At 30.6% G+C, this 17,139-nt stretch carries 12 protein-coding genes; 10 read left to right on the top strand and 2 right to left on the bottom strand.

From position 1 onward, the window contains the following. Positions 1–56 precede the first annotated feature (56 nt). Together glmM and citG are read left to right on the top strand one after the other, a co-directional pair. Positions 57–1,409, top strand: a complete 1,353-nt coding sequence (gene glmM / locus J2Z42_RS08505; RefSeq protein ID WP_209702224.1) for a phosphoglucosamine mutase — start codon at positions 57–59, stop codon at positions 1,407–1,409. A 129-nt stretch (positions 1,410–1,538) separates the two neighbouring features. Beyond that, positions 1,539–2,405 carry a triphosphoribosyl-dephospho-CoA synthase CitG gene (gene citG, locus J2Z42_RS08500; RefSeq protein ID WP_209702223.1) on the top strand — a complete coding sequence of 289 codons (867 nt, stop codon included), beginning with the start codon at positions 1,539–1,541 and terminating at the stop codon, positions 2,403–2,405. 47 nt (positions 2,406–2,452) lie between these two features. Here citG and J2Z42_RS08495 read toward each other — a convergent pair whose 3' ends face one another. Then, positions 2,453–3,436, bottom strand: coding sequence for a sugar-binding transcriptional regulator (locus J2Z42_RS08495; protein WP_245331552.1), 984 nt, complete (start codon positions 3,434–3,436; stop codon positions 2,453–2,455). A 380-nt stretch (positions 3,437–3,816) separates the two neighbouring features. Between J2Z42_RS08495 and pckA the strand changes: the two genes are divergently transcribed. The 8 genes from pckA (at position 3,817) to J2Z42_RS08455 (ending at position 15,354) form a co-directional block, all read left to right on the top strand. After that, a complete protein-coding gene (gene pckA, locus J2Z42_RS08490; RefSeq protein WP_439897322.1) occupies positions 3,817–5,379 on the top strand; it encodes a phosphoenolpyruvate carboxykinase (ATP) in 1,563 nt (520 codons plus the stop codon). Positions 5,380–5,714: 335 nt separating this feature from the next. After that, the gene (locus J2Z42_RS08485; RefSeq protein ID WP_209702221.1) at positions 5,715–6,899 is read left to right on the top strand and encodes an NAD(P)-dependent malic enzyme; all 1,185 of its coding nucleotides are present in this window, start codon (positions 5,715–5,717) and stop codon (positions 6,897–6,899) included. 59 nt (positions 6,900–6,958) lie between these two features. Continuing rightward, positions 6,959–7,993 carry a [citrate (pro-3S)-lyase] ligase gene (gene citC, locus J2Z42_RS08480; protein ID WP_209702220.1) on the top strand — a complete coding sequence of 345 codons (1,035 nt, stop codon included), beginning with the start codon at positions 6,959–6,961 and terminating at the stop codon, positions 7,991–7,993. A 61-nt stretch (positions 7,994–8,054) separates the two neighbouring features. Further along, a complete protein-coding gene (gene citD / locus J2Z42_RS08475) occupies positions 8,055–8,351 on the top strand; it encodes a citrate lyase acyl carrier protein (RefSeq protein ID WP_209702219.1) in 297 nt (98 codons plus the stop codon). Further along, positions 8,351–9,253 (top strand): citrate (pro-3S)-lyase subunit beta, encoded by a 903-nt coding sequence (citE, locus tag J2Z42_RS08470; protein ID WP_209702218.1) that lies wholly within the window; start codon positions 8,351–8,353, stop codon positions 9,251–9,253. The genes citD and citE overlap by 1 nt, the downstream gene beginning before the upstream one ends. Next, positions 9,246–10,787, top strand: coding sequence for a citrate lyase subunit alpha (citF, locus tag J2Z42_RS08465; RefSeq protein ID WP_209702217.1), 1,542 nt, complete (start codon positions 9,246–9,248; stop codon positions 10,785–10,787). The genes citE and citF overlap by 8 nt, the downstream gene beginning before the upstream one ends. Before the next feature lie 877 nt (positions 10,788–11,664). Next, complete coding sequence (locus J2Z42_RS08460; protein WP_209702216.1) at positions 11,665–13,098, top strand: GntT/GntP/DsdX family permease; 1,434 nt, start codon at positions 11,665–11,667, stop codon at positions 13,096–13,098. Positions 13,099–14,049: 951 nt separating this feature from the next. Beyond that, positions 14,050–15,354 carry an SLC13 family permease gene (locus J2Z42_RS08455; protein WP_209702215.1) on the top strand — a complete coding sequence of 435 codons (1,305 nt, stop codon included), beginning with the start codon at positions 14,050–14,052 and terminating at the stop codon, positions 15,352–15,354. Between the two features lie 105 nt (positions 15,355–15,459). Here J2Z42_RS08455 and J2Z42_RS08450 read toward each other — a convergent pair whose 3' ends face one another. Continuing rightward, positions 15,460–16,443, bottom strand: a complete 984-nt coding sequence (locus J2Z42_RS08450; protein ID WP_209702214.1) for a sugar-binding transcriptional regulator — start codon at positions 16,441–16,443, stop codon at positions 15,460–15,462. Between the last annotated feature and the right edge of the window lie 696 nt (positions 16,444–17,139).

Genomic DNA, 17,139 nt, shown 5'->3' with positions numbered 1-17,139 from the left:
ATAACAATGAATATCTAGTTTTAACATTAACATTTGATAAGAGAGAGGTATTATTTATGCATAGAATGTTTGGAACTGATGGGGTAAGAGGAATTGCAAATAAGGAATTAACGTGCGAATTAGCTTATAAACTTGGAAAAGCTGGAGCTTGTGTATTAACAGAAGTATCTAAAAGTCCAAAAATTCTGGTCGGAATGGACACAAGAATATCAGGAGATATGCTCGAATCTGCACTTGTATCGGGAATACTTTCGGTTGGTGCAAAAGCTGTATGTGTAGATGTTATACCAACACCTGCTATAGCTTATTTAACTAAAAAATATGGAGCAGATGCAGGAGTTGTAATATCGGCATCTCATAATCCAGTAGAATATAATGGAATCAAGTTTTTTAATGGTGAAGGATATAAACTTTCAGATGAGCTTGAGGATAAAATACAGAACTTAATAGAAAATGATTTTCAGGGAATTAATATACCTGTAGGCGAAAATATAGGACGAAAGACTATTAAATCAAAAAAAGCATTAACGGATTATATAGAATTTGCAAAATCAACTATAGATATGGACTTAAAAGGATTAAAAGTTGCACTTGATTGTGCAAACGGAGCATCATCCATAACTTCTGTCAAAGCTTTTAAGGAGCTTGGGGCAAGTGTATATGTAATAAATAATGATCCGGATGGAGTAAATATAAATAAAAATTGTGGATCCACACATCCTGAAGAATTAATGGATTACGTTGTTAAGAAAAATTGTGATTTAGGACTTGCTTTTGATGGAGATGCAGACAGATGTTTGGCTGTAGACGAAAAAGGCAACCTTATAAGTGGAGATTTTACAATTGCAATAGTAGGAAGATATTTGAAAAATAAGGGCAAGCTAAACAAAAATTCTGTAGTAGTTACAGTTATGAGTAACCTTGGACTTGATATAGCCTTGAATAAGGAGGGCATAAAGACTGTAAAAACTAAGGTTGGAGACAGATATGTACTTGAAGAAATGAAAAAACAAGGCTATGTACTTGGAGGAGAACAGTCAGGTCATATAATTATGCTTGATTATAATACTACAGGAGATGGACTTGTTACAGCACTTAAACTTTCATCTATAGTTAAAGAAAGTGGAAAAACATTATCGGAGCTTGCATCTTTTGTGAAAGAACTTCCACAGGTACTTGTAAATGCAAAAGTTCCAAATGACAAGAAAGATATATATATGAAGGATAAACAGATAATGTCAGAAATTAAAAAGATGGAAGAAAGGTTGGATGGCTGCGGAAGAGTTCTTATAAGGCCATCTGGTACAGAGCCTCTAGTTAGAGTAATGCTTGAAGGAAAGGATCAATCAGAAATAGATAAAATGGCAACTAGCCTTGCAAAGCTTATTGAAGAAAAGGCAAATTGCTAGTTGAAACAAACATCTCCTAAATAAATCTTATTTATATTTTAATATCTTTTATTAATTTTATATTATAGGCACATTATAAAATCTATAATATAAAATCTATTAAAATTTATAAGAATATGGAGAGAACGTATGAAAAATAATAAGTTTAATATAGATGAAATTGCACTTGATATTGGAAGTTTAGCAGCTCAGGCTATGATATATGAAGTGTCATGTTTTCCATCACCAGGTCTTGTTTCACCTGTATCAAATGGTTCGCATAGTGACATGAATTTTTTTACTTTTATCGACAGCACGGCAGCTTTAAGTAAATATTTGGTGCTATTTGTTCAGGAAGGTTTTTCAGACAAATCATGTGAAGATATATTTAAAAATATAAGAGCAATTGGAATAAAAGCCGAAAAAGATATGTTTGATAAAACAAATAGAGTTAATACTCATAAAGGTATGTTATTCTTGATTGGTACTGTTTGTGCAGCAGTTGGAAAAGTAATATATTCTAAAGGTGACTTTCATGATATAAAGAATGTCATAAAGATTATGACTCATGGAATTGTATCTCATGAGTTATATAACTTAGATAAAAATAATGATAAATTGACTCACTGTGAAAAAATATTTTTAAAGTATAAAACAGAAGGTGTAAGGGGAGAAGTTGAAAGAGGCATTCCAACAGTTTTCGATTTTGCACTAGATTTTTATAAAAAGAACCTGGATTTAAATATAAATGATAGATTAGTTCATACACTAATAGGAATAATGCAGATATGTGATGATTCTACTATTGTATATAGAACTTCTGAAGAAATATTAGAAGAAGTAAAAGCAATCTCAAAGAAAATAATTCAAGACGGCGGCATGAGAAGAAAAAAAGGAAGGGAAGAAATAAATAAACTCTGTGATGAATTTGTAAGTAAAAATATAAGTCCAGGAGGAAGTGCAGACTTGCTTGGAGTAACTGTATTTTTATATTTAGTAGAAAATTATATGAATTAGCTTTTTTAAAAAAACGACCTTGTCTATATGATTATAGACAGGGCTTTTTACTGTGTAATTTTTGATAGAGAAAGCACTTTTGATGCTGTGGAGTCATCAGTAATTATAGTATTTATATACCTTCCGCGCAAAGCACCTAAAATTGATTTAGCTTTAAATTTACCTGAAGCAATACCTATTACATGTTCAGTTCTCTTAATTGAGGGTGTATCGATTCCAACGATTTTTTTATTTATATCTATGTCAAGTTCTTCTCCTAAGTTATTATAAACTCTTCCATAAATACAGCCTACAGCATTAAGAGTGCTTAAATCGTATTCATTATTTTTTTCTAAATAATTTGACCATAGTGTAGAAGAAAACATAGCATCTATAGTGCCTATTCCTGTAAGAATTATATCAGACTTATTTGCGAAAAACAAAGTGTCACTTATTACAGGTTCATGCATAAGTGCCTTCCTTGCATAATCATTGTCTATATATAGGGGAGCATATAGATACTTGGAGTTCCCACCATATATATTTGCTATATACCTTATAAGTTCCTGGGCATCTAAAATATTTTTATTTTTTGCAGCAGCACCAACAATTTGTACAGCGGTTATTGGAAGCTTTTTTTGAGGTTTAAGATGTTTTACTAAATTTAAAAGAGTTTTTCCCCATAATACTCCTATTGTTGAATTTTCTTTAATTAAACTATTTACGTATTTTGCTCCAACTTTACCTAGTGAGTAAAGAATTTCTTCATAAGGGAGAACTTTATTATCAAGTACTATAGCAGCTTTTAAATTAAAAGTTTCCTTTAATTCAGATTCTAGGTCATAAACTCTATTGTTAGGCTTATTTATAGTAATTTCAACTACATGCTTATTTTTAGCTTCCTGTAGCAACTTAGACACTTTAAATCTAGAAGTGGATAGTTTATTTGCTATCTCAGTTTGAGTCATGTTTAATTCGTAGTACATATTTGCTAAGTCAGCAAGAAAATTTAATTTTTCATTTTCACTAATATTTTCATATCCGTCAATCATGTATATTCCTCTCAATTGATATTAATCTATTTACTTTATTGTAATTGAAGTTTATTATTTTTTCAATAAAATCACAATAAAAGTATACATATTTTCATAAGAATAGAAATAAGTAAAAATGATGTACATTATTCAACAAAAGCATATTATTATAACATTTGATAAATATAAATAGTGTTCGTAATATAATAATATAGTATTTATCTAAAAAATATATAACATTTGTAATTTATATAAAACAAATGTTTTGACATAATGAAGCTAATCTGTTATTATTGTTGATAATAAATTCGTTAATGCGGTGAAAATTGATCCATGTAAACGCTATGAATGCAGCTTGTTATAAATAGTTAGAATAACTATGGAGGATGATGAGGATTATGACTAATTTAAAAAGTGCAAAGCTTAAAGGTAAGAATACTTATGTAAATACCAGTGTTGCTGAACTTATAGAACTTGCAGTAAAAAGAGGAGAAGGAGTTTTTTCAGATACGGGTGCTTTTGCAGTAAGTACGGGAAAATATACAGGCAGATCTCCAAAAGATAGATTTATTGTTAGAGACTCAATAACAGAAGATAAAATTAACTGGGGTAAAGTAAATCTATCTATAAAAGAAGAAATATTCGATGTGCTTTACAATGAGGTAGTAGAATATTTAAATAAAAAAGATTTATTTATATTTAATGGGTTTGTAGGCAGTCTTGGAAATTACAAAATACCAATAAGAGTAACATGTGAATATGCTTATCAAGCAATGTTTGCAAATCAAATGTTTGTAAGACCAACAAAAGATGAACTTTCAAAACATATTCCAGAATTTAATATAATTTCTGCTCCTGGATTTAAAGCAAAAAAAGGAATGGACGGAATAAATTCAGAGGCATTTATTATAATAAATTTCACGAAGAAAGTAGTTCTTATTGGAGGAACATCATATTCTGGTGAAATAAAGAAATCAGTATTTTCGATAATGAACTTTTTAATGCCGCAAAAAGGTGTATTACCTATGCATTGTTCAGCTAATAAAGGAGAAAAAGGAGATACAACTATATTCTTTGGATTATCAGGCACAGGTAAGACAACGTTGTCTGCAGACCTGGATAGAAAGCTTATTGGTGATGATGAACATGGTTGGTGTAATGATGGAGTGTTTAACTTCGAAGGCGGATGCTACGCAAAGGTAATTAGACTTGACAAAGAAAAGGAAAGAGAAATATATAACGCTATTAAATTTGGAACATTATTAGAAAATGTGGCACTTGATGAAAATAGAAAACCCGATTATAATTGTGCTTCTGTTACTGAAAATACTAGAGCAGCATATCCAATAAATTATATAGAAAACTTTGATAGTGATGGATTTGGCAAGGAACCAAATACAATTATATTCTTAACAGCTGATGCTTTTGGTGTAATGCCTCCAATATCTAAATTAACAAAAGAACAAGCTATGTACCATTTTATATCAGGATATACTAGCAAAGTTCCTGGAACAGAGAGAGGAGTTAGTGAACCTAAAGCTACTTTCTCGACTTGCTTTGGTGAACCTTTTATGATATTAAAACCAAGTGTATATGCAAAATTACTTGGAAAGAAAATAGATGAGTCTAAAGCAGATGTTTATCTAATTAACACAGGATGGATAGGTGGAAGTTATGGCGAAGGACAAAGAATAAAACTTTCATATACTAGAAAAATGGTTAATGCAGCAATCTCAGGAAAGATTAAAAATGAAGAATTTGTAGAGCATCCTGTATTTAAAGTGTTAATGCCTAAAAACTGTGAAGGTGTTCCTGGTGAAGTACTTAATCCTAGAAATATGTGGAAAAATAAAGAAGCTTATGATGTAAAAGTATTAGAATTAGCTAAAAGATTTAAAGAAAACTTTAAAAGATTTGAGGATGTTTCACAAGATATAGTTATGGCAGGACCAAGTAAATAGTTTAAATTCATGCAAATTAGTCAAACAAAAGAGATATTCATCAACAAAAGCAACATTAAAATAACATTTGTTTTAACAAATGTTATTTTAATGTTGCTAATTCTATATATATAACCATATAACTATTAAAATATAGCATAATATTAAAACATTTGTATTAATTTTTAACAAATGTTTTGACATTTGTTAAAAATTCTGTTATCATTAAGATAAATAAAAGATATTAATAATATAAAAATTAATAAGTGTAAACGCTGTCGAGATGTTTTGGTTGACTTTGATAAAAGGGAGGATAATTAGATTGCATTTAAGCAATTTAATTAAAAATTATTAGTATGAATGTTAAGGAAGAATCTTTAAAATTGCATAAGCAAAATAAAGGAAAAATTAAAATTACTGGAACAATGCCGCTCAATAATAGACATGATCTATCAGTAGCTTATACACCTGGAATAGCAGGACCATGTATGGAAATAGCTAAGAATAAGAAAAATGCTTATGAGTATACGCTAAAAGGTAGAACTATAGCAGTAGTTACTAATGGAACGGCAGTATTAGGACTTGGAAATATTGGACCTGAAGCAGGCCTTCCTGTAGTCGAAGGTAAAGCATTGTTACACAAAAAGTTTGCAGGAACTGATGCTATTCCTATAAGTATTGATTCAAGCGATCCAGATGAAATAGTAAATACTATAAAAAATATTGCACCTGGCTTTGGTGGAATTCACATAGAAGATATTAAAGCTCCAGAATGTTTTTATATTGAAGATAAACTTAAAGAAGAACTGGATATACCGGTATATCATGATGATCAACATGGAACTGCTATTGCAGTTTTAGCAGGAATTTTCAATTCACTTAAGATAATTAAAAAGAAAATGAATGAATTGAAGGTTGTTATAAATGGAGCAGGTGCTTCAGGAATCGCTACAGCTAAACTTTTATTAGCGGTTGGAGTGAAAGATATAGTACTATGTGATTTAAATGGAGCTATTGTAAAGGGTGACAAAACTTTAAATGTTCCACAGCAGGAAATAGCAGAATTAACTAACAAAAATTTAGAAAAGGGAAATTTAAAAGATATTATAAAAAATAAAGATTTATTTATAGGAGTTTCAGCAGCAGGAGTTCTTACAAGAGAAATGGTTTCATCTATGAATAAGGATGCTATGGTTTTTGCGCTTGCAAATCCAACACCTGAGATTATGCCAGATGAGGCGAAGCTTGGAGGAGCTAGGATTGTAGCTACTGGAAGATCAGATTTTCCAAACCAAATAAATAATGTTTTAGTATTCCCGGGCATATTTAAAGGAGCATTAGAAGCAAGAATTAAAGATATAGACGATAATATAAAAATTGCAGCTGCAAAAGGAATTGCAGCACTTATAGAAGACAGTGAACTAAATGAAGACAACATAGTTCCAAGTGTATTTGACAAAGATGTTTGTAGTGCTGTTTCAAAAGCGGTTATAGACACTGCAGAAAAGCTTGGACTTACAAAAGAAACTTTGGTTAGCTAATTAAAAAGGTATCAAACTATTTTATAGTTTTATATATATTATACAAAGGAGCAGTATTTATGGAATATCATACTTTAAACAAGGTAATAATAGAAGATAGATTTTCAAAGCAATTAACCCCAATTAAAAGTTTTTTGAAAGATCAAGGTTTAGAGTTTGATAAAAACGTAGAGTATACAGTTGCTATATATGATGGTGAAAAAGTCATAGGCACTGGCTCCTTTGATAATAAAGTTCTGAAATGCATAGCAATAGATAAAAATTATAGAGGAATGGGCATATCAAATAAAATTTTATCTGATCTAATAAATGAAGAATATAGAAGAGGAAATAGCCACCTTTTTATATATACTAAACCTAAAAATTATTCTATATTTAACGATTTGGGTTTTTATAAAATTGAAGAGGTAGAGAATAAAGTTATTTTACTCGAAAATAGATCGGATGGAATTGAAAAGTTTTTACAGAAGATAAGTAAAAGAAGAATAAATGGAAAGATTGTATCAGCTTTAGTTATGAACTGCAATCCATTTACGCTAGGACACAAATATTTAATAGAAAAGGCTTCAAAAGAAAGCGATATTGTCCATGTTTTTATAGTCTGGGAAGATAAATCTGAATTCCCAAATGATATAAGATATAAATTGGTAAAAAAAGGAATAGAACATTTAGATAATGTTATTTTGCATAAGGGTGAAGATTATATAATATCGAGTGCAACCTTTCCAAGCTATTTTATAAAGGATAAGAGTGAAGTTTCAAGTATACATTCTCTTTTGGATGTAAAAATATTTGGTGAATATATTGCACCGGTACTTGGAATAAATAAAAGATATATAGGAGACGAACCACTTTCAAATGTTACAAAAAATTATAATGAAGTTATGAAAAAAACTCTTCCGCATTATGGAGTGGATGTAATTGAAGTTCATAGGATTTGTAAGGATGGAGAAATAATAAGTGCTTCTAATGTAAGAAGTCTTATAAAGGAAAATAAATTTGATGAAATAAGAAATTTAGTACCAGATGTTACTTATGAATTTTTAATATCTGATAGCGCAAAATTAATAATAAATAATATCAAAAATAGTTAGATAACAGTAATTAAGGCTGTTTTAAATAAATATAAACATAATTTATCTAGGAGGCAGAGCAATGGAAATAAATAAAATTGCTATGGCTGGTACATTAGAATCAAGTGATATATCAGTTACAGTAGAACCAAATCCAGCAGGCGATATTTCTATAGATTTAAAAAGTTCTGTAGAAAAACAATTTGGAAAGCAGATAAAATCAGTTATAAAAAGTACATTGGAGGCTTTGAAAGTAAAAAGTGCTATTGTACGTGCTAATGACAAGGGAGCACTGGATTGTGTTATAAAATCTAGAGTTGAGGCAGCAGTAATGAGAGCTGCAGGAGAAACTTACTTTAATTGGGGGGCTGATATATAATGTACAAACTAAGAAGAACTATGATGTATGTACCAGGAAATAATCCTGGAATGATAAAAGATGCCCAAATTTATGGTGCAGATTCATTAATGTTTGATTTGGAAGATTCAGTTTCTTTAAATGAAAAGGATACAGCTAGATTTTTAGTATATAATGCACTTAAAACTATTGACTATGAAGGAACAGAAACAGTAGTAAGAATAAATGGTTTGGATACACCTTTTGGAATTGAAGATTTAGAGGCTATAGTTAGAGCGCAACCAGATGTTATAAGACTTCCTAAGACAGAAACTGCACAGGACATCTTAGATGTAGAAAAAGAAATTGCGAGAATAGAAAAAGAAGCAGGAATAGAAGTAGGAACTACAAAAATGATGGCAGCAGTAGAAAGTGCTATAGGAGTTTTAAATGCATATGATATTGCAACTGCAAGTCCTAGACTTATGGGAATAGCTATAGGTGCAGAAGATTTTGTTACAAACTTAAAGACAACACGTTCACCAGAAGGAATAGAACTTTTAGCAGCAAGAAGCCAGATTGTACTAGCAGCAAGAGCAGCTGGAATATATTGCTTTGATACAGTATACTCAGATGTAAATAATGAAGAAGGATTTGCAAATGAAACTAAACTTATCAAGCAATTGGGATTTGACGGAAAATCAGTAATAAATCCAAGACAGATTGATCCGGTACATGAGATATATACACCTTCAGAAAAAGAAATAAACAAGTCAATTCGTGTAATAAGAGCTGCTGAAGATGCCAAAAAGAGAGGATCAGGAGTAGTTTCATTAAATGGAAAAATGGTAGACAAGCCAATTATTGAAAGAGCTCAAAGGGCATTAATGTTAGCTGAAGCAGCAGGTATTAACATATCTGAAGGAGGGAACGAAATTGCTTAAGAATAAAATAGGAAGAGAAATACCAGAAAGTATAGAAGGAATAGGAAAGCTTAGACCATATAATGGACCATTTGATTTTGTCCCAAATAAACGTAGATATGGTAGAAAAATATCAGCAGTGTTACCAGGAGAAAATAAAGTATTGGAAAGTATAGAAGAAGCTGTTAAGAAAAGCGGACTTAAAGATGGAATGACAATTTCATTTCACCATCACTTAAGAGAAGGTGATTACATACTAAATATGGTACTTGATGTAATTGCAAAGCTTGGAATAAAGAATTTAACAGTAGCTTCAAGTTCACTTAATAAAGTTCATAAACCACTTATAGAACATATAAAAAACGGAGTTGTAACAAAGATTATAACAAGTGGTGTTAGAGGACCATTAGCTGAAGCTATATCTCACGGAATACTTGATACTCCAATTATAATTCGTTCACATGGTGGACGTGCTAGAGCAATAGAAGCAGGAGATTTAAAAATTGATGTAGCATTTTTAGGAGCACCAAGCTGTGATGAATACGGTAATGCCAGCGGATTTAAAGGAAAATCATTTTGTGGTTCTCTTGGATATGCCAAGATAGATGTACAGTATGCAGATAAAGTTGTACTTATTACGGATAACTTAGTAGAATATCCAAATGTACCAGCAAGTATATTTCAAAATGATGTAGATTACATTGTAAAAGTTGATGCAATTGGAGATCCTAATGGAATAATTTCAGGAGCTACAAGATATACAAAGAACCCAAGAGAACTTTTGATTGCTAAATATGCCGCAAAAGCTATAGAAGTTTCAGGATATTTTAAAAATGGATTTTCTATACAGAGTGGTTCAGGTGGAGCAGCATTGGCAGTTGGAAGATTCTTAAAAAGTGAAATGAAAGAAAGAAATATAAAAGCAAGCTTTGGTCTTGGCGGAATTACTGGTCAATTTGTAGAAATGATGAAAGAAGGATTAATTTCAAAATTATATGATGTTCAGAGCTTTGATTTAAAGTCTGCAAAATCTATTGGAGAAGATCCGAATCATTTTGAAATAGATGCATCAATGTATGCAAATCCTCATAATAAAGGCTGCATTGCAAATAAACTAGATGTAGTTATATTAAGTGCACTTGAAATTGACACAGATTTTAATGTCAATGTTATAACAGGATCTGATGGAGTAATAAGAGGAGCATCTGGTGGACACTGTGATACGGCAGCAGGAGCAAAACTTTCCATGATAGTTGCACCACTTGTAAGGGGAAGAATACCAACAGTAGTTGAAAAAGTAACTACCGTAATAACTCCAGGTGAAACTATAGATGTATTAGTAACTGATAGAGGAATTGCTGTAAATCCAAAGAGACAGGATTTAATTGAAAGATTTAAAACTGCAAAACTTCCAGTTGTTACAATAGAAGAATTAAGAGAAAAAGCAGAAAAAGCAACAGGAAAGCCAGAAAAAATAGAATATACTGATAAGATTGTAGGACTTGTTGAATACAGAGATGGTTCAATCATAGATGTTATAAGGCAGGTAAAGTAAAGAGGATAGAATTCAATGAATAATGAAAGCACTGTCTTTAACGAAGAAAGCCTACAGTAAAATCAGAGTATCTGTATTATTGCTTTATTGAAGAAATAATACAGATACTATATAAACTGAGTATAATACAATTGCAAGCTAGATTAAAATCAAAAGAAGATATTTCAATCCAAATAGTAGATTCTATGATTATAAATTTACCTAACGCACTTAAGAACAAATACCATGGAGGCGGTAGCAGTACCAATATGGTATAAAAAATTTAAATGCAATGAAAAGGTTAACAAGAGTTTTGAACATATAAAACAAGGAATACCAGAATTTAATGAAATTTTTAGGCAATATATTTAGAAAGTTTTTATTGCTATCAAATAGAGGCTTTAAGAGCATAGATTTATTTAAATCCATGGATAATCTTGGATAGGAATATAAGGTAAGACATGAGCCTTATTCTAAATAGCTATAACTGATCCATCTTACTATCCATAGGTCATGGGAAAGTAGAACTAAAAGCACTTTGAGGATAAGGTTTATGAAAGTTTTAATTGAATCAAGGAGTTTAGCATCGGAATACTTGATCGCCCTTTTAACCAGTCTTTCAGTGAGAGTCATAGGCGGAAATGCATACTGGTCACTCATTTAAAATTCATCAGAATGAGAAAACGAAGCATGGTAACCGTATACGTAACAGGTAATTTCAAAAAACCAAGTATTATTTTTTATTAATACATACAAATATATTTTTGCATAGTATAATTTTAAAGCAAGAAAGCTTTTGAGGTGAAATAAAAAAATCACCAGTGTTGGTTATGTAGAAAAATGAAACTTTATAAGTTTTCGAATACAATATTAAAATTTAATAAGAGGTGAATATTTAATGACAGGTCATGATATTTTATTGCTTACTATTGCGTTATGCAGCGTTGTGGTGTTGGTACTTCTCATTGTTTCAAAATTACATTTACATCCTATGGTAGCTCTATTGGTAGTTTCAGTTGGTGTAGGACTTACATCTGGCCTAGATATGAATAAAATAGTAAAATCAATTACAGATGGTGCTGGAGGTACACTAGGAGGGGTAGGATTGCAAGTTGCACTTGGGGCAATGATAGGAAAACTATTAAGCGTTTCAGGTGCAAGTGACAAAATTGCTTCAACAATCCTAAAAGGTTCTAGCGACAGAACTTTACCATGGTTCATGAGTGCGGTTGCATTTATTATCGGAATTCCAATGTTCTTTGAAGTAGGATTAATTATGCTTTTACCAATAGTATTTAGTGTTGCTGCGAAACTTGAAAAGCAAGGGAAGATAAAAGGATCAGCATATATTCATATTGGAGTTCCGGTTATAGCAGCCTTGGCAACAATGCATGGTATGGTTCCGCCGCACCCTGGTCCTTTGACTGCCATTGCAGGTCTCAAAGCAAATCTTGGCATTACATTGATTTATGGTATTATCTGTGCAATCCCTGCAGTAATTATTGCAGGCCCGGTATATGGTGAATTTATTGCACCACGGATGACAGTTCGTCCTGATAAACAACTGTTAGAACTATATGCGGCATCTTCAGTCGCTTCACAAGAAAAAACTTCAAATTTAGATGACGCTTCAAAATATATTGCTGCAACCGTTGAACATCCTGTTTCAGCAGTAACTTCATTTATCGTTGCATTATTGCCAATGTTAATGATGTTGTCAAGTGCAATTGCAAAAACATTGTTTAAACAAGCGGTCTTGTTTAATAAAATAACAGGATTCATTGGCGATCCAGTAATGGCTTTATTAATTGGACTATTAATAGGAATAATATTTTTGGGATATGGGCGTGGAGTAGACACCAAAAAACTTCATGATGAACTCGGCGCTAGTCTCAAACCAATTGCCGGAATCTTATTAATTATCGCTGGTGGTGGTGCCTTTGCAAAGGTGCTTACTAATTCCAACGTTGGAACCGCTATTAACCACCTTTCATCGGGAATACATGTTTCTCCTATTGCATTAGGATGGCTGATTGCTGCTTTATTATCTATCTCAACAGGGTCTGCTACTGTAGGAATTGTTGGGGCAACCGGCTTGTTAGCACCTCTTGCTGCGGCTAATCCGAGTGTTAGCAAGGAATTATTAGTAATTGCCATTGGCTCAGGATCATTATTCTTTAACTACGCAAATCATGCGGGCTTTTGGTTAGTAAAGGAGTCCTTTAGTATGTCAATGGGTGAAACCTTTAAAACTATTACTGTTGTCCAATCAATCGTAGGACTGGTTGGATTGGCTATGACACTATTGCTTAATTTCATGCCTCATTTTTAAAAATTAAAGAAAAAGACAAAGAAAGTTTTTAAAGAAGTTCTCTTTGTTGAATCCTCTTCTGATGGATCTATTCGCAAAAAAAGTACCTTAAATTTTAATATGGATTTGACAATTTATTTAATCAAGCAATGGTTTCACTTGATGATATTATTAAGATATTTTACTTGTCGATGCTGAGTACCACAATAAAGCTTAACAGCATATCTGACATACGGACAGTAAATTGGATTAAGTATAGCTATTTAGAATAAGGCCCATGTTGTACCTTATAGTTCCATAGACAACTATTGAATTTATGCCATTTAAAACATATGTATTAATACTGTTAAATTATTATATTAAAATTTAATGAAAATATTAAAAAAGAATGGAATATTAACTAATGTAGGTTCCATTCTTTTTTATTTTATATAGTTTTTCTATGATCGCTATAGACACATCCGTAAATACATCAAAAGTTTTAACTTAGCAAAGCAATGTATTTTGGAAACATATCTAGATTGATTTACATAAATCTAGGTATGCTGTTATAAATAACACAGTTAATAAATTATTTATATTTAAGCTGTACTATACACAAATGATTGATTTATTTACATATGATAGGCAAGATAGTATTTGATAGCAAAAATATAGCAGTATAAAGCTCTTTAAAATATGACATGCGTTAAAGACTCACTAATTTAATTAAACATATGATTTTATTTTTAACAAATGTTTTGACAGGAAAAGAAAAAGTTGCTATAATAAATATTATTATGATGATAGAACAAGAAGAAAGGCATAAGCTCATTATTGAGACTGCTGAAAAAAAGGAGATGAGAAATTAACAGGAAAATATGTGACGAAAGAAATCGTTTTATAGAAAATAAATTAATTTATTAAATATTATACATATGCAAGATTTATAAAAGCATTTTATAAACTATTTATTCTTGGGAGGAAGTATCTATGATAAGTTTAATTGTAGTGTTGGCAATATTAATTTCTATTGCACTAGGTTATAAAACAAAGATTAATACAGGATTTTTTGCTATGGGATTTGCGTACATAATTGGTTGTTTTGTTTTAAATTTAAAGGCTTCACAGGTTATCGCAATGTGGCCAATCAGTATTTTTTTCGTAATTTTTTCAGTTTCACTTTTTTACAATTTTGCTCTTGTAAACGGTACATTGGAAAAACTTTCTTTGCACATTTTATATAAATGTCGAAAAATGCCGAAATTACTTCCATTTGTTATTTTCTTTGCAGCAGTATTAATTTCGGGGTTAGGTGCAGGCTACTTTACGGTAATGGTATTTTTAGCTCCACTTACGCTATTACTTTGTAAAGAGACAGGCATGAGCACAATGGTAGGATCAATTATTTTAAGTTATGGTTCATTAGCAGGTGCTAATTTCATGACAAGTGGATGTGGTATTGTATTTAAAAGTTTTATTGAATCAGCAGGATTTAAAGATCTATCATTTGTGTATACAGCGTATATCTTTATTATTACTATGATTGTTCCTATTCTATTAATTCTAGCTTTTGTAATATTCTCAAAAAATTTAAGGAATATGGGCAAAACATTAGATATAAAAAAACCAGAGCCATTTGATAAAAATCAGAAAATCAATCTTTATCTTATTATTGCTATGGTACTTATAGTTCTTGTACCTCCAGTTTTACATTTAGTTATTCCTAAAAATGCAGTTATTACTTTTATAAATTCTAAAATGGATGTTGGACTTGTTTCAATTATTTTCTCAATTATTGTTTTAATGCTTAAGATTGCTGATCAGAAAGCAGCTATTGCAAAGGTTCCATGGAGTACTCTTATTATGATTTGCGGTGTTGGAATGTTAATATCGGTTGCAATCAAGGCAGGAACTATAAAATTACTTGCAAGCTGGATCAGTGGTAATTTACCTGCTTTTGCAGTACCTATAGTACTTAGTATAGTAGGAGGATTGATGGCAGCTATTAGTAGTACTCTTGGCGTTGTTGTTCCTGCACTTTTCCCAGCTGTTCCATCCATTGCACAAGCGACAGGTATAAGCCCTGCTATCCTGTTCATTTGTATTGTTATTGGTGCACAGTCAGCTTCTATTTCACCTTTCTCCTCTGGTGGAAGCATTGTATTAGGTTCTTGTTCAGATGAAGAAGAACGTAATAAGTTATTCCCAAGACTGCTTTTCATTGCAGCTCCTATGTGTATGGGAATTGCAACAGTGGTAAGTATAATTATTTCACTTGTTACTACTATTAAATAAACTATATTAAAATTGAATGAAAACATTAAAAAAGAATGGAATCTTCACCAATGAAGATTCCATTCTTTTTTTATCTTATATAGCTTTTCTATAGATTATATAATTTTAAAATTGTATTTTTGCCAATGAAAGTACTTTTGAAGCTGTAGCATCATCAGTAATAAGCGTATTTATATATTTTCCACGTAGGGCTCCCAAAATTGCTTTTGCTTTAAATTTACCTGCGGCAATGCCTATTACATGACTTGCTTGACGTATAGAAGAAGTATCTATTCCTATGACTTTTTGATTTATATCAATATCAATTTCTTCTCCCAGATCGTTATAAACACGACCATAAATACATCCTACAGCTTTTAGATCATCTAAATTATATTGCTTAACTCTTTCTAAATAATTTGCCCAAAGTGAAGAAGAGAACATAGCATCCGTTGTTCCTACTCCTGTAAGAATTATATCTGACTTATTTGCAAAGAATATTGTATCACTTAATACAGGTTCATGCATGAGAGCTTTTCTTGCGTAATCATTATCTACATAAAGAGGAGCATATAAATACTTACATTTACCTCCATATATATTTGCCGTTCGTCTCATAAGTTCCTGAGAATCTACAATAGTATTATCTTTAGCAGCAGAACCAACTATTTGTACAACAGTTATTGGCAGTTTCTTTTTAGGTTTTAAATTCTTTATTAAATTTAAAAGTGTTTTACCCCAAAGTATGCCTATGATAGAGTTTTCACTAATTAAATTGTCTACATATTGAGCTCCTAATTTTCCAAGCGCATTTAACGTTTCTTCATAAGCAAGAACTTTATTGTCAAGTACCAATGCATCTTTTAAACCAAAATTTTCCTTCAAAATATTTTCTAATCTAGGCAGCCTACTATGTGGTTTATTTATAGTAATTTCTACTACATGTTTATCACGAGCTTCTTGAAGCAATTTAGAAACTTTAAATCTGGTAGTAGATAATTTGTTTGCTATTTCGCTTTGAGTCATATTTAATTCATAATACATATAAGATAACTCGGCAAGAAAATTTAATCTTTCAGCTTCATTTATTTTTTCAAATTCATCTATCATGTCTAACCTCTCAACTAAATTTATATTCAATGTATTAAGTATAATTAAATAATTGATGCAATTTAAGAATGATTTTTAAACTAATTTAAAGATATTATTTACAAAAATTACTTATCATCTTGAATATACAAGTCAATTATAATGGAGATGGTTTACTTTTTCAAGGCGATGAATGGAACTTTAAGTTTTCAATATTACAATTTTACATAATAAAGTGCATATTTTAATTAAATTAATATTTTGCTGCTGATTTTGAATTTTATAAGTAAAGAAAATATGGCTATTGACAAAAGTATAAAATAATAACATTTGTTTTAATAATAATATACGAAATTTAAGATTATAAAGATTAAAATTAATATATAGCTTGTTTTAAGAAGTAATTTTAAAACATTTGTATAAAATATAAACTAATGTTGACTTTGAAAAATAGATCTGCTATTATTAAATTATATTTAGGCAATTTAAAAATTATATATATATCATCTATGAACTAGTAAGAAAATCTATTTTAATTTTTTGTGAATAGAGTATAGGCTAGCCTGTAAAATGTAAACATTTGCTTAGATATATTAGGTATATATTAATAATAAAATTAGTTGAGTAAGCTCGGAAACTAATTTCAAGCTGGCTCAAAAATATTGGTTATGTTATTTTTGTGCAGATAACTCTTAGAGGAAGACATTATTCCTAAAA

It is taken from the genome of Clostridium algifaecis (assembly GCF_017874415.1).
Classification (GTDB): Bacteria; Bacillota; Clostridia; order Clostridiales; family Clostridiaceae; genus Clostridium_B; species Clostridium_B algifaecis.
The sequence above is the reverse complement of the archived record's forward strand: the minus strand, read 5'-3'. Positions and strand labels throughout refer to the sequence as shown.

What these genes read in the sequence shown, in the direction of transcription:
- citE (WP_209702218.1), top strand. Translation starts at nt 8,351, where the DNA reads ATGTACAAACTAAGAAGAACTATGATGTATGTACCAGGAAATAATCCT.
- J2Z42_RS08460 (WP_209702216.1), top strand. Translation starts at nt 11,665, where the DNA reads ATGACAGGTCATGATATTTTATTGCTTACTATTGCGTTATGCAGCGTT.
- J2Z42_RS08495 (WP_245331552.1), bottom strand. Translation starts at nt 3,436, where the DNA reads ATGATTGACGGATATGAAAATATTAGTGAAAATGAAAAATTAAATTTT.
- J2Z42_RS08485 (WP_209702221.1), top strand. Translation starts at nt 5,715, where the DNA reads ATGAATGTTAAGGAAGAATCTTTAAAATTGCATAAGCAAAATAAAGGA.
- glmM (WP_209702224.1), top strand. Translation starts at nt 57, where the DNA reads ATGCATAGAATGTTTGGAACTGATGGGGTAAGAGGAATTGCAAATAAG.
- citD (WP_209702219.1), top strand. Translation starts at nt 8,055, where the DNA reads ATGGAAATAAATAAAATTGCTATGGCTGGTACATTAGAATCAAGTGAT.
- citG (WP_209702223.1), top strand. Translation starts at nt 1,539, where the DNA reads ATGAAAAATAATAAGTTTAATATAGATGAAATTGCACTTGATATTGGA.
- J2Z42_RS08450 (WP_209702214.1), bottom strand. Translation starts at nt 16,443, where the DNA reads ATGATAGATGAATTTGAAAAAATAAATGAAGCTGAAAGATTAAATTTT.
- pckA (WP_439897322.1), top strand. Translation starts at nt 3,817, where the DNA reads ATGACTAATTTAAAAAGTGCAAAGCTTAAAGGTAAGAATACTTATGTA.
- J2Z42_RS08455 (WP_209702215.1), top strand. Translation starts at nt 14,050, where the DNA reads ATGATAAGTTTAATTGTAGTGTTGGCAATATTAATTTCTATTGCACTA.
- citC (WP_209702220.1), top strand. Translation starts at nt 6,959, where the DNA reads ATGGAATATCATACTTTAAACAAGGTAATAATAGAAGATAGATTTTCA.